The following is a 14,080-nucleotide window of genomic DNA, read 5'->3' on the forward strand; positions in this document are numbered from 1 at the left end:
TAAGAAGAGCGCGCGCTCTGCCAGTCAATCGGGTAAGACCCCAACGATTCTACACGATTACGTTAGATTTGCCTCTTAGAGGTCGAAGGCGATATGCAGCCGGGTGGCAAGGCGGTGCTGCCGGTCACGTTCATAGTCGCTATAGGTTTGATCGGTCTGAGACAGGGTCAGCCAGTCTTTCAGCAATCGGCCCCGGATACAGTGGTCCAGTATGTCGCGGTTGATCGGGTGTCTGTAGCGGCGAAAGAACATGTCCTTGTTGCGTCTGGTGATGCCACTGCGATCCACATCCCGGGCCGCAGTCTCGCGAAAAATGTCTGATTTCAGAAAATCGACAATATCATAAACAGCCAGTTTCTCGCTGGCTTCGGTGAAATCCAGACCGAAGGTTTGACCCTGTCCCAAAATCAGGTTCTGCCCGTGAAAATCGCCATGCGCCAGCACCCGGATTTCGGCGATCCCCTTGAGGCGCTCTCCCTCGGCCAGCATGACGTCCAGCATCCGCTGGCCCTGATTGACGATTTCTGGCGGTACATTGGTAAGCAGTTCGCGGATACTGTCCGTCATCCATTTGGGGCGAAATCCGTAGTCGATCGGCGGTTGGCGTCCGTGAAAGTCATTCAGCCAAGCGCCGGCGCGGCGAAAGACCTGAGCGACCTGATCGTCATCCGTGCTGTTGTGGATCAGGTCAACGGCGGTAGGCCGGTCTATGAACTCGGTGACGAAAAACGTCTCGGACGGGCTTAGGTAAAATGGCGTGACGACCTGCGTTGACGCATTGCTCTGAAAATAGCCGTGCAGATCGGTCAGCAGAGCAAATTCCTTGCGCAGCCGACCGGTATTTGGCGAAACGGTATCGATTTTCAGCGCGTAGTCCCGGTTTTGTCCGCTCAGCTTTAGCACCATGCGCGTGTCGGCAAAGTCATGTGAGCGGTACACGCATTCGAAGTCTTGAAATTGGCCTGTTCTGCGGTGGCGGGCGAATTCCTCCACGCAAGAGGCAGCGCGCGCCTTTTCGTCCTCAGTCATTGCCAGCATAGAAGCGACCGTACAGCCCTGTTATTCACGGTTTCCTGCACGACAGGACCGCAGTTGCCCCCCCCTGTCAACGGCAAGCTTTGGTCTTGCCTTCAACGCTTCGATACCCATATCGGATATATTACAAGGGCGACCCATCCGGCGCAGGCCGGAATGGGCAAATCAAAGCAATTTACCTCTTGGAAACCCACGCCATCTGCCCTAAAGAGACTTGCGGAGTAAAGCGTGCGATTCGTCGTGCGCTTTATTTCGTTTCGTCCAAGACGGTGGGTGGTGCCATCTGGCCCCTTAATTCCCTGCCTGAGACGGGTAAGACCAAAGAATTCTGAGGGTCGCGATCCTCGGGCGCATTTTGGCCAATCCCGTAACAACGGACCTGAACGCTGTGGTTTCGGCCGCAGCAAATATGAGCCGGGATGTCCATCATCCCAAACTTGGAGAGAACTGTGGATAGAGCCCAGAAAGAGAAAGTGGTCGAGGAACTCGGCCAAATCTTCGAAAGCTCTGGCGTCGTAGTGGTTGCCCATTACGCCGGTCTGACAGTTGCCGAGATGCAGGACCTTCGCGCACGTGCTCGTGACGCGGGTGGTGCCGTGCGTGTTGCCAAGAACAGGCTCGCCAAAATCGCCCTCGACGGAAAGCCATGTGAAAGCATTGGTGACCTGCTGACGGGTATGACCGTTCTTACCTATTCCGAGGACCCCGTGGCAGCAGCCAAGGTGGCCGAGGACTTCGCCAAAGAGAACCAAAAGTTCGAAATTCTTGGCGGTGCAATGGGTGAGAACGCTCTGGACCGGGCTGGTGTTACAGCTGTGTCGAAAATGCCGTCGCGTGAAGAGCTTATTGCTACGATCGCGGGTATGCTTGGCGCGCCTGCTTCGAACATCGCCGGTGCAATTGGCGCACCTGCAAGCAACATCGCAAGCATCCTTTCCACCATCGAAGAGAAGGCGGAAGCTGCGTAAGCGGTTGGCACTGAATGATCTGCGTAGGGAATACACCCTGACGTTGGAACACACACTGTAAACGGAAAGAGCTGATAAAATGGCTGATCTGAAAGCACTCGCAGAAAGCATCGTGGGTCTGACCCTGCTGGAAGCACAAGAACTGAAAACCATCCTCAAAGACGAATACGGCATCGAGCCCGCAGCAGGCGGCGCAGTTGTCATGGCAGCTGGTGGCGACGCCGGCGGCGCAGCTGAGGAAGAAAAAACCGAATTCGACGTCGTTCTGAAGAACGCCGGCGCTTCGAAAATCAACGTGATCAAAGAAGTTCGCGGCATCACCGGTCTGGGCCTGAAAGAAGCCAAAGAGCTGGTCGAAGCTGGCGGCAAGATCAAAGAAGGCGTCGACAAAGCCGAAGCCGAAGAGATCAAAGGCAAGCTGGAAGCAGCTGGCGCCGAGGTCGAGCTGGCCTAAGCCTGCTTATTGGCGCGTCGCTGATGTGCCGAAAAATTTGGCTGGGTCCGGAGAAATCCGGGTCCAGCCGAACCTGTCTTAGAAAGGGCCTCATGGGGTGGGGCGTTTTCTAAGACGCGGTTCTTGGATCGGGAGGCTGCCTTCGGGACGGTGGCCATGAATTGATCCGGACGTGTCGTCTCGAATGTGCAGGATGCCGGGGCCCGACGGTGTCTTTGCCCGCTGAGAACTTGAAAGGTGACATCTGACATGGCTCAAACGTTCCTTGGCCAGAAACGTCTTCGTAAATACTACGGCAAAATCCGCGAAGTGCTGGAGATGCCGAACCTCATTGAGGTCCAGAAATCTTCTTATGATCTTTTCCTGCGCTCCGGCGATGCAGAGCAGCCCACTGACGGCGAAGGCATCAAAGGCGTGTTCCAGTCGGTTTTCCCGATCAAGGATTTCAACGAAACCTCCGTTCTGGAGTTCGTGAAATACGATCTGGAAAAACCTAAATACGATGTCGAAGAGTGCATGCAGCGCGACATGACCTACAGCGCGCCGCTGAAGGTCACTCTGCGTCTGATCGTGTTTGATGTCGATGAGGACACCGGCGCGAAATCGGTCAAGGACATCAAGGAACAGGACGTGTTCATGGGCGACATGCCCCTGATGACACCGAACGGTACGTTCATCGTGAACGGAACCGAGCGTGTGATCGTGTCCCAGATGCACCGCTCGCCCGGTGTGTTCTTTGACCACGACAAGGGCAAGACCCATTCCTCGGGCAAGCTGCTGTTTGCCTGCCGCATCATCCCGTATCGCGGCAGCTGGCTGGACTTTGAGTTCGACGCCAAGGACATCGTATTCGCCCGTATCGACCGTCGCCGCAAACTGCCTGTGACAACCCTGCTGTACGCGCTGGGTCTGGATCAGGAAGCGATCATGGACGCGTATTACAACACCGTGTCCTACAAGCTGGACAAGAAGAAAGGCTGGGTCACGCCCTTCTTCCCCGAGCGTGTGCGCGGCACCCGTCCGACATACGACCTGATCGACGCAAAATCGGGTGAAGTGATTGCCGAAGCAGGCAAGAAAGTCACCCCGCGCGCGGTCAAGAAGCTGATCGAAGAAGGCGTGGTCACCGACCTGCTGGTGCCCTTCGACAACATCGTGGGCAAGTACGTCGCCAAGGACATCATCAACGAAGAAAACGGCGCGATCTATGTCGAAGCCGGTGATGAGCTGACCCTGGAATACGACAAGGACGGCGACCTGATCGGCGGCACCGTGAAAGAGCTGATCGATGCGGGCATCACCGACATCCCGGTTCTGGACATCGACAACGTCAATGTCGGCCCCTACATGCGCAACACCATGGCGGCCGATAAAAACATGGGCCGCGACACCGCGTTGATGGACATCTACCGCGTCATGCGTCCGGGTGAGCCGCCCACCGTCGAAGCGGCCTCGGCCCTGTTCGACACGCTGTTCTTCGACAGCGAGCGGTATGACCTGTCCGCCGTTGGCCGGGTGAAGATGAACATGCGTCTGGCTCTGGACGCGCCGGACACCCTGCGCACCCTGCGCCGCGAAGATATCGTGGCCTGCATCAAGGCGCTGGTGGAACTGCGCGACGGCAAAGGCGACGTGGACGATATCGACCACCTCGGCAACCGTCGTGTGCGCTCGGTCGGCGAACTGATGGAAAACCAGTACCGCGTTGGCTTGCTGCGCATGGAGCGCGCGATCAAAGAGCGTATGTCGTCGGTCGAGATCGACACTGTCATGCCGCAGGACCTGATTAACGCGAAACCGGCTGCGGCTGCTGTCCGCGAATTCTTTGGCTCGTCGCAGCTGTCGCAGTTCATGGACCAGACCAACCCGCTGTCCGAGGTTACCCACAAACGCCGCCTCTCGGCGCTTGGCCCCGGTGGTCTGACGCGTGAGCGTGCGGGCTTTGAGGTGCGCGACGTACACCCGACCCACTATGGCCGGATGTGCCCGATTGAAACGCCCGAAGGCCCGAACATTGGTCTGATCAACTCGCTGGCGACCTTTGCCCGTGTGAACAAGTATGGCTTCATCGAAACACCCTATCGCGTCGTCAAAGACGCCGAGGTGACCGATGAGGTTCACTACATGTCCGCGACTGAGGAAATGCGTCACACCGTGGCGCAGGCGAACGCGACGCTGGATGCGGATGGCAAGTTCATCAACGATCTGGTGTCGACCCGTCAGGCCGGTGACTACACCCTTGCCCCGCGCGAGAATGTGGACCTGATCGACGTGTCGCCGAAGCAGCTGGTCTCGGTCGCCGCATCGCTGATCCCGTTCCTTGAAAATGACGACGCCAACCGCGCTCTGATGGGCTCGAACATGCAACGTCAGGCGGTTCCGCTGCTGCGGGCCGAGGCGCCGCTAGTCGGTACCGGCATTGAGGAAAAGGTTGCGATCGACTCAGGCGCTGCGATTCAGGCGAAACGCGCCGGTATCATCGACCAGGTCGATGCCCAGCGTATCGTTATCCGTGCCACCGAAGATCTGGAACTGGGGGACGCTGGCGTTGACATCTATCGTCTGCGCAAGTTCCAGCGGTCCAACCAGAACACCTGCATCAACCAGCGTCCACTGATCAAGGTGGGTGACACCGTCCAGAAGGGCGAGGTCATTGCCGACGGTCCGTCGACCGATATGGGTGAACTGGCCCTTGGTAAGAACGTGGTCGTCGCGTTCATGCCGTGGAACGGTTACAACTACGAAGACTCGATCCTGATCTCGGAACGTATCGCGCGTGACGACGTCTTTACCTCGGTCCATATCGAGGAGTTTGAAGTCGCCGCCCGTGACACCAAGCTGGGCCCGGAAGAGATCACCCGCGACATTCCGAACGTCGGTGAAGAAGCGCTGCGCAACCTCGACGAGGCGGGCATCGTTTACATCGGCGCGGATGTTGAGCCGGGCGATATTCTGGTCGGCAAGATCACTCCGAAGGGCGAAAGCCCGATGACCCCGGAAGAAAAGCTGCTGCGCGCCATCTTTGGCGAAAAAGCATCTGACGTGCGCGACACCTCGCTGCGCGTGAAGCCGGGTGATTACGGTACGGTTGTTGAGGTTCGCGTCTTCAACCGTCACGGCGTCGAGAAAGACGAGCGTGCGCTGCAGATCGAGCGTGAGGAAGTCGAACGTCTGGCCCGTGACCGGGACGACGAGCTGGCGATCCTTGACCGCAACATCTATGCGCGTCTGCAAGGCCTGATCCTGGGTAAAACCGCTGTCAAAGGCCCGAAAGGCGTCAAGGCAGGGTCGGTGATCACCGAGGATCTGCTGGAAACCCTGACCCGTGGTCAGTGGTGGCAGCTGGCGCTGGAAGGTGAGCAGGACGCACAGATTGTTGAAGCTCTGAACGAGCAGTATGAAGTGCAAAAGCGTGCTCTGGACGCCCGTTTCGAAGACAAGGTCGAGAAGGTCCGTCGCGGCGACGACCTGCCGCCGGGCGTGATGAAGATGGTCAAAGTCTTCATCGCAGTGAAGCGTAAGCTGCAGCCGGGCGACAAGATGGCCGGTCGTCACGGGAACAAAGGTGTGATCTCCAAGGTTGTTCCGATGGAAGACATGCCGTTCCTGGCCGATGGTACGCCGGTCGACTTCTGTCTGAACCCGCTGGGTGTGCCGTCGCGTATGAACGTTGGTCAGATCCTTGAAACCCACATGGGTTGGGCCGCACGCGGTCTGGGTCTGAACATCGATGAGGCTCTGGGTGAATACCGCCGTTCCGGCGATCTGACCCCGGTGCGCGAAGCGATGAAACTGGCCTATGGCGAGAATGTCTACGAAGAAGGCATCACCGGTCTGGACGAAGATGGCCTGATCGAGGCTGCGGGCAACGTGACCCGCGGTGTTCCGATCGCAACCCCAGTCTTTGACGGCGCCAAAGAGGCCGACGTGAACGACGCGCTGGTGCGTGCGGGCTTCTCGGAAAGCGGCCAGTCGGTTCTGTTCGACGGTCGCACCGGTGAGCAATTTGCACGTCCGGTCACCGTGGGCATCAAGTACCTGCTGAAACTGCACCACCTTGTGGATGACAAAATCCACGCGCGTTCGACCGGGCCGTACAGCCTGGTGACCCAGCAGCCGCTGGGTGGTAAGGCGCAGTTCGGTGGTCAGCGCTTTGGTGAGATGGAGGTTTGGGCACTGGAAGCTTACGGCGCCGCCTACACCCTGCAGGAGATGCTGACGGTGAAATCGGATGACGTCGCCGGCCGGACCAAGGTCTATGAGTCAATCGTCAAGGGCGAGGATAACTTTGAAGCGGGCGTACCGGAATCGTTCAACGTTCTGGTGAAAGAAGTCCGTGGCCTCGGCCTGAATATGGAACTCCTGGATGCGGAGGAAGAGTAGGGGCGGCAACGCCCCACACTCATCCCATCCCAATTTGTAAGGACGCAAAATGAACCAGGAAATCACCAACAACCCGTTCAACCCGCTGACGCCTCCGAAGGTTTTCGACGAGATCAAGGTCTCGTTGGCGTCGCCTGAGCGGATCCTGTCTTGGTCCTATGGCGAGATCAAGAAACCCGAAACCATCAACTACCGGACGTTCAAGCCCGAGCGTGACGGTCTGTTCTGCGCGCGTATCTTTGGCCCGATCAAAGATTACGAATGCCTGTGCGGCAAATATAAGCGGATGAAGTATCGCGGCGTTGTCTGCGAGAAATGCGGTGTGGAAGTCACCCTGCAGAAAGTCCGCCGCGAGCGTATGGGCCATATCGAACTGGCCGCGCCCGTTGCACATATCTGGTTCCTGAAATCGCTGCCGTCCCGCATCGGTCTGATGCTGGACATGACGCTGCGTGATCTGGAACGCGTTCTGTACTTTGAAAACTATGTCGTCATCGAGCCTGGTCTGACTGACCTGACCTACGGCCAGATGCTGACCGAAGAAGAGTACATGGATGCGCAAGATGCCTACGGCATGGACGCGTTCACCGCCAATATCGGTGCCGAAGCCATCCGTGAGATGCTGGCCCAGATCGATCTCGAAGCCGAAGCCGAACAGCTGCGCGCTGATCTGGCCGAAGCAACCGGCGAACTGAAGCCCAAGAAGATCATCAAGCGTCTGAAGGTTGTTGAATCCTTCCTCGAGTCGGGCAACCGGCCCGAATGGATGGTGATGACCGTGATCCCGGTCATTCCGCCGGAACTGCGTCCGCTGGTTCCGCTGGATGGTGGCCGTTTCGCGACCTCGGATCTGAACGATCTGTATCGCCGCGTCATCAACCGGAACAACCGTCTGAAGCGTCTGATCGAACTGCGCGCGCCTGACATCATCGTCCGCAACGAAAAGCGGATGCTGCAGGAATCCGTGGATGCTCTGTTCGACAACGGCCGTCGTGGCCGCGTGATCACCGGCGCCAACAAGCGTCCGCTGAAATCGCTCTCGGACATGCTGAAAGGTAAGCAGGGTCGCTTCCGTCAGAACCTTCTGGGTAAACGCGTCGACTTCTCGGGCCGTTCGGTCATTGTGACCGGCCCGGAGCTGAAGCTGCATCAGTGTGGTCTGCCCAAGAAGATGGCGCTGGAACTGTTCAAGCCGTTCATCTATTCGCGCCTTGAAGCCAAGGGTCTGTCTTCGACCGTGAAACAAGCGAAGAAACTGGTCGAGAAAGAGCGTCCCGAAGTGTGGGATATCCTCGACGAGGTGATCCGTGAACACCCTGTTATGCTGAACCGTGCGCCGACGCTGCACCGTCTTGGCATTCAGGCGTTCGAACCGGTCCTGATTGAAGGTAAAGCCATCCAGCTGCACCCGCTGGTCTGTTCGGCCTTTAACGCCGACTTCGACGGTGACCAGATGGCCGTTCACGTCCCGCTGAGCCTTGAGGCCCAGCTGGAAGCCCGTGTTCTGATGATGTCGACGAATAACGTTCTGTCGCCTGCAAACGGTGCGCCGATCATCGTTCCGTCGCAGGATATGATCCTGGGTCTGTACTATGTGACCCTGGAACGCGAAGGGATGCCGGGCGAAGGCAAGGTGTTCGGGTCGATCGACGAAGTTCAGCACGCGCTGGATTCCGGCGAAGTGCACCTGCACACCAAGATCACCGCGCGGATCACGCAGATCGACGACGAAGGCAACGAAGTTCAGAAGCGTTACGAGACTACTCCGGGCCGTCTGCGTCTGGGTGCGTTGCTGCCAATGAACAACAAAGCCCCGTTCGAGCTGGTCAACCGCCTGCTGCGGAAGAAAGAAGTGCAGCAGGTCATCGACACGGTCTACCGCTATTGCGGTCAGAAAGAGTCGGTTATCTTCTGTGACCAGATCATGTCGATGGGCTTCAAAGAAGCGTTCAAGGCGGGCATCTCGTTCGGTAAAGACGACATGGTTATCCCCGACGACAAGTGGGGCATCGTTGATGACACCCGCAGTCAGGTGAAGGACTTTGAACAGCAGTACATGGACGGCCTGATCACTCAGGGCGAAAAGTACAACAAAGTTGTTGATGCCTGGTCGAAGTGTAACGACCGCGTGACTGAGGCGATGATGAGCACCATTTCGTCGTCTGAACGGGCAGAGAATGGGTCCGAACAGGAACCGAACTCGGTCTACATGATGGCCCACTCGGGCGCGCGTGGCTCGGTCACTCAGATGAAACAGCTGGGCGGTATGCGCGGCCTGATGGCCAAGCCGAACGGTGACATCATCGAGACGCCGATCATCTCGAACTTTAAAGAAGGTCTGACCGTTCTCGAGTACTTCAACTCGACCCACGGTGCCCGTAAGGGTCTGTCGGATACCGCTCTGAAGACGGCGAACTCGGGTTACCTGACCCGTCGTCTGGTGGACGTGGCGCAAGACTGTATCGTTCGTGAGATCGACTGTGGCACCGAGCGCGCCATCACCGCCGAAGCAGCCGTGAACGACGGTGAGGTTGTCGCCTCGCTGGCCGAACGTGTGCTGGGCCGTGTGGCCGCAGACGATGTCCTGCGTCCGGGCACCGATGAGGTGATCGTGGCTGCAGGTCAGCTGATCGACGAGCGCATGGCAGATACCATCGACGAAGCCGGTGTTGCCTCGATGCGCATCCGCTCGCCTCTGACCTGTGAGTCCGAGGAAGGCGTTTGTGCAACCTGCTACGGTCGTGACCTTGCGCGCGGTACCATGGTGAACACGGGTGAAGCTGTCGGCATCATCGCCGCCCAGTCCATCGGTGAACCCGGTACGCAGCTGACGATGCGGACCTTCCACATCGGTGGTGTTGCCCAAGGTGGTCAGCAGTCGTTCCAGGAAGCCAGCCAGGAAGGTATCGTTTCCTTCGAGAACCCGCAGATTCTGGTCAATGCCGCAGGCGAAAGCCTGGTCATGGGCCGGAACATGAAGCTGGTGATCAGCGACGAGCATGGCGAAGAGCGGGCCAGCCACAAGCTGAGCTACGGTTCGAAGCTGTTCGTCAAGGACGGCGCAACGGTGGCCCGTGGCGACAAACTGTTCGAATGGGACCCCTACACCCTGCCGATCATCGCCGAGAAAGCCGGTACTGCGAAATACGTTGACCTTGTTTCGGGCCTTGCCGTCCGCGACGAGACCGACGAAGCCACCGGTATGACCCAGAAGATCGTGATCGACTGGCGCGCCGCCCCCAAAGGCAGCGACCTCAAGCCCGAGATCATTCTGGTCGGTGAAGATGGCGAGCCGGTCCGCAACGACGCGGGCAACCCGGTTCACTATCCGATGTCGGTGGATGCGATCCTGTCGGTCGAAGATGGCCAGCAGATCGAAGCCGGTGACGTTGTTGCGCGTATCCCGCGCGAAGGCGCTAAGACCAAGGACATCACTGGTGGTCTGCCGCGTGTGGCCGAACTGTTCGAAGCCCGTCGTCCGAAAGATCACGCGATCATCGCAGAAGCCGATGGTTACGTGCGCTTTGGCCGCGACTACAAGAACAAGCGCCGCATCAGCATCGAACCGGCGGACGAGTCCATGGAGACCATCGAATACATGGTGCCCAAGGGCAAGCACATCCCGGTCGCCGAAGGGGACTTCATCCAGAAGGGTGAATACCTGATGGACGGTAACCCAGCCCCGCATGACATCCTGTCCATCATGGGTGTCGAAGCGCTGGCGGATTACATGATCGACGAGGTGCAGGATGTTTATCGTCTGCAGGGCGTGAAGATCAACGACAAGCACATCGAGGTCATCGTGCGCCAGATGCTGCAGAAGTGGGAGATCCTGGATTCAGGCGATTCCACCCTGCTGAAAGGCGAACATGTCGACAAGCAAGAGTTTGACGCAGCCAACGAGAAGACCATCGCCCGCGGTGGTCGTCCGGCACAGGGCGAGCCGATCCTTCTGGGGATCACCAAAGCCTCGCTGCAGACGCGTTCGTTCATCTCGGCGGCGTCGTTCCAGGAAACCACCCGCGTTCTGACCGAGGCTTCGGTTCAGGGCAAGAAGGACAAGCTGGTTGGCCTGAAAGAGAACGTCATCGTCGGTCGCCTGATCCCCGCCGGTACCGGCGGTGCGACCCAGGCCGTGCGCCAGGTTGCTCAAGGCCGCGACAACGTCGTTATCGAAGCCCGCCGGGAAGAGGCCGAAGCGGCCGCTGCCCTGGCTGCGCCGACCATCGACGACGACATGGTTGGCGACGAGCTGGACGTTCTGGTGGAAACACCGGAAAGCCGCGAATAGACTTCGCCATAGAAAAACACAGAAGGCCCTGCGGATACGCGGGGCCTTTTCTTTTGTGGGCGAGTGTCTACAGGGGATTTTCTAAGGGTGCTCAATCCAACACCAATGTCCGCTTTGAGCCCAACGCGGTCATCGCATTTTTGTGCTGCGCGCGCTCGCAGTGCGAAAATCGCCGCACATGCTTGGTTCATGACACCGCGCGAGACAAATCTGCCGATTGCTTGTCTGAGCTGAGTGATTGTTCACCAACGCAAAGCGGCGCTTCGCTGAAGAACCCGCCATTCAAAGTGAGTTTTAGACTACATCTTTCGCACAATTTGGATGACTGATTGCGGTCGGAGGCGGCATCAAGATCGGCGTTAAATATCGCTCAAAAAACTCTGTCGAAGTCTTTTGGCTCTATTGGCTTCAGCGATGGACTTCTCCCTGGTCACTCCCTCACACCCTGCTTCAGCAGGAACTGGTTTTTGAAATTTTGCAGCCCCGGCATAACGTCGGCCTTTGCAATATCGTCACTCGCGTGGATTTCATGCTCAAGAAATTCCTTTAGTGCGTCACCGTCGTCGCTGACGAGTTCGATAATCAGGTCATAACGGCCCGCGACCCATAGGATGAAAACAACCCGGGGATTCTTTTCAAGCCGCTCTGCCACCTGCCGTGGGGTCGCGCCAGCCGCTACATTCAATCCAATCATCGCGTCGGTTGTGTACTCTGTGGCCACAGGATCCGACATCGCAACGATCCGCAACATGTTGTTGTCTCGCAGCCCGCTCACCCTGTTACGAATGGTTCCTTCGGAGACATCCAACCGCTGCGCAATTTCAGAAAAGGCCATCCGACCATCTTGCTGCAAAAGCCGGATGATCTGCTGGTTCAAGTCATCCCTTGGAGATCGAATGCGCTGAGTAGCGCTCATGTTCGATTGCTTTTTTACCGCCATAAACCTGATGCTCGATTGCTGTATTCGTAACTGAGGTTAAGTGAGAGCATCGAAATCCGCAATCATCCCCTGCAAATTCTCCTGAAGGAAGTGCGGAAAACGACATCTTTCGAGCTAAACACCGCAAAATCCAAGTGCCCTATTTCGGAATCTTTGCCGAGTTACCCGTAGTATTCTACTGAAATTGCGGATCTCATTACCGGCGCGGCAAGAAAATTCGAAATTCGTACTTACGTGCCGCTTTTAGACCAGATTGTTTCTAATTCTTGCCAGAAAATCTGGAATCATAGCGAATATCGAAAAGTTTACAGCTGAAAGTGTGCGATATTCGTAGGTTAAGAATTTCAACCCCGGCGCGGTGGGACAGAGCCTGCAAACAGGCCATCCGCGAGAAACGGTGAAAACCATGCGCATACCATTGGATCGAAGGGTGCGGTGGCAGTGTCGAAGGGAGGACAAATGACAATTGCCGAGGAAAGAGTGCAAGCCGTTAGCGGGCCTCAGCACGGGCTCACCGCGGGGGCGTATCGCAGCGAAGAGTTCTGGCAGCAGGAATGCCAGACGGTTCTGGCCAAGAACTGGGTGTTCATCGGCTTTGCACATCAGATAGCCAAACCAGGCGATGTGCAGCCTGTCACTTGCGCCGACTTGCCACTGCTGGCGGTACGCGGTCGTGATGGCGACATCCAGGTTTTTCACAATGTTTGCTTGCACCGCTGCATGACATTGGTCGATAAACCCAAGAATGTCGGTAAGCTGATCCGCTGCCCGTATCATGCATGGGCCTATGATCTGGATGGACGCCTGCGGGCGGCACCGCATTTTGCCGGAACCGGCAAGCAGGAGTTCGATGGTTTTGACATAAAAGAGCACCGGCTGAAACCCGTACGCACCCATGTCTGGCATGATTGGATTTTCGTCAATCTGGATGGGAACGCACCTGATTTCGAAGACTATGCCGCGCCTTTGATCAGTCGGCTGGAGGGAATGGATTTCACTAGAGTGGAACCAATTGGACTGCTCGACTTTGGTGAAATTGACACCAACTGGAAACTGATCATGGAGAACTTTATCGAACCCTACCACGTCCAGTTTGTACATGCCTCAACCACCGAACAACCGTTGGAAAACCACTATACCCTCATCGACGGCAACTGCATCGGCAGCGCGGTGGATCTGAACGAAGAACTAGGCACATCCGGCAGTCTGGGTGTCAGCTCTCGATATCTGACACTGTACCCCAACTTCATTCTGGGTCGTTATTTCCCTGATCAACTGGGCGTCTATCTGAACGTGCCCATTGGTCCCGGAAAGATGCGCCAGTACCGGGCACTTTACACCACCGAAGGCCAACAGCTGAACGCCGAGGAAATAGAGGCCCTCAGAAACCTTTGGTGGGATGTCCACAAAGAAGATCACGAGATGGTTGAACGCATGTTTGAGGGCCGCAAATCCCCGGTTGCCGAAGATGGGGGTCTGTTGTCGCCCGCTTGGGAGGACAGCGTGCGCGCCTTTCAGGATCTGATCGAGCGGGACGTGGCCGGTGCTTAATCAAGAAGGAACAAGACCAATGAACAAGTCCATATCCAAAGGGTTTCGTCTGGCCCATACGATGATGCGGGTTACAGATATGGAGAAGTCACTGGACTTCTACTGCGGAATTCTGGGCATGGAAGTGTTGCGACGCACGGATTACCCCGAAGGCAAATTCACCAACACGTTTATCGGCTACGGGCCCGAGGCCGAGTTTCCCACGCTGGAGCTGACAGCCAATTGGGATCAGGACACGCCCTATGACAAAGGCGACGGCTGGGGTCACATCTGCATCGAAACGCCAGATGTTTATGCCGCGTGCGAACAGCTGGCGGCAGAGGGAGTAAACATCACCCGCCAGCCGGGACCGATGAAAAACGGCACAAGAGTCATTGCATTTTGCGAGGACCCCGACGGTTACAAGGTCGAATTGAACGAATCCATACTGAAACATCTGGCACAGGAAGGCTGACCAA

8 protein-coding genes are annotated in these 14,080 nt (G+C 57.2%); 6 read left to right on the forward strand and 2 right to left on the reverse strand.

Translation table 11 applies throughout. From position 1 onward, the window contains the following. Window positions 1–75 precede the first annotated feature (75 nt). The gene (locus ACR0J5_RS12755) at window positions 76–939 is read right to left on the reverse strand and encodes a phosphotransferase (protein ID WP_480653883.1); all 864 of its coding nucleotides are present in this window, start codon (window positions 937–939) and stop codon (window positions 76–78) included. Between the two features lie 545 nt (window positions 940–1,484). Here ACR0J5_RS12755 and rplJ point away from each other — a divergent pair. The 4 genes from rplJ to rpoC all read left to right on the forward strand — a co-directional run bounded on the left by rplJ (window position 1,485) and on the right by rpoC (window position 11,131). Beyond that, complete coding sequence (gene rplJ, locus ACR0J5_RS12760) at window positions 1,485–2,003, forward strand: 50S ribosomal protein L10 (protein ID WP_170355300.1); 519 nt, start codon at window positions 1,485–1,487, stop codon at window positions 2,001–2,003. A 79-nt stretch (window positions 2,004–2,082) separates the two neighbouring features. Then, on the forward strand, window positions 2,083–2,457 hold the full coding sequence (rplL, locus tag ACR0J5_RS12765) for a 50S ribosomal protein L7/L12 (RefSeq protein ID WP_480653885.1): 375 nt from the start codon (window positions 2,083–2,085) through the stop codon (window positions 2,455–2,457). A gap of 249 nt (window positions 2,458–2,706) precedes the next feature. Continuing rightward, window positions 2,707–6,840 (forward strand): DNA-directed RNA polymerase subunit beta, encoded by a 4,134-nt coding sequence (gene rpoB / locus ACR0J5_RS12770; RefSeq protein WP_480653887.1) that lies wholly within the window; start codon window positions 2,707–2,709, stop codon window positions 6,838–6,840. A gap of 49 nt (window positions 6,841–6,889) precedes the next feature. Then, window positions 6,890–11,131, forward strand: a complete 4,242-nt coding sequence (gene rpoC / locus ACR0J5_RS12775) for a DNA-directed RNA polymerase subunit beta' (RefSeq protein ID WP_480653889.1) — start codon at window positions 6,890–6,892, stop codon at window positions 11,129–11,131. A 430-nt stretch (window positions 11,132–11,561) separates the two neighbouring features. On the opposite strand, the gene ACR0J5_RS12780 is transcribed toward rpoC, so the two are convergent. After that, the gene (locus ACR0J5_RS12780; RefSeq protein ID WP_480653891.1) at window positions 11,562–12,008 is read right to left on the reverse strand and encodes an Lrp/AsnC family transcriptional regulator; all 447 of its coding nucleotides are present in this window, start codon (window positions 12,006–12,008) and stop codon (window positions 11,562–11,564) included. 522 nt (window positions 12,009–12,530) lie between these two features. Here ACR0J5_RS12780 and ACR0J5_RS12785 point away from each other — a divergent pair. Both ACR0J5_RS12785 and gloA read left to right on the forward strand, forming a co-directional pair. Then, window positions 12,531–13,622: an aromatic ring-hydroxylating oxygenase subunit alpha gene (locus ACR0J5_RS12785; protein ID WP_480653893.1), complete on the forward strand. Its 1,092-nt coding sequence runs from the start codon at window positions 12,531–12,533 to the stop codon at window positions 13,620–13,622. A gap of 19 nt (window positions 13,623–13,641) precedes the next feature. Continuing rightward, on the forward strand, window positions 13,642–14,076 hold the full coding sequence (gloA, locus tag ACR0J5_RS12790; RefSeq protein WP_480653895.1) for a lactoylglutathione lyase: 435 nt from the start codon (window positions 13,642–13,644) through the stop codon (window positions 14,074–14,076). Window positions 14,077–14,080 lie beyond the last annotated feature (4 nt).

This window comes from Ruegeria sp. BE1 (assembly GCF_056538885.1).

Coding starts and splice junctions, on each gene's coding strand:
- rplL (WP_480653885.1), top strand. CDS start 2,083: ATGGCTGATCTGAAAGCACTCGCAGAAAGCATCGTGGGTCTGACCCTG.
- rpoB (WP_480653887.1), top strand. CDS start 2,707: ATGGCTCAAACGTTCCTTGGCCAGAAACGTCTTCGTAAATACTACGGC.
- rpoC (WP_480653889.1), top strand. CDS start 6,890: ATGAACCAGGAAATCACCAACAACCCGTTCAACCCGCTGACGCCTCCG.
- ACR0J5_RS12785 (WP_480653893.1), top strand. CDS start 12,531: ATGACAATTGCCGAGGAAAGAGTGCAAGCCGTTAGCGGGCCTCAGCAC.
- gloA (WP_480653895.1), top strand. CDS start 13,642: ATGAACAAGTCCATATCCAAAGGGTTTCGTCTGGCCCATACGATGATG.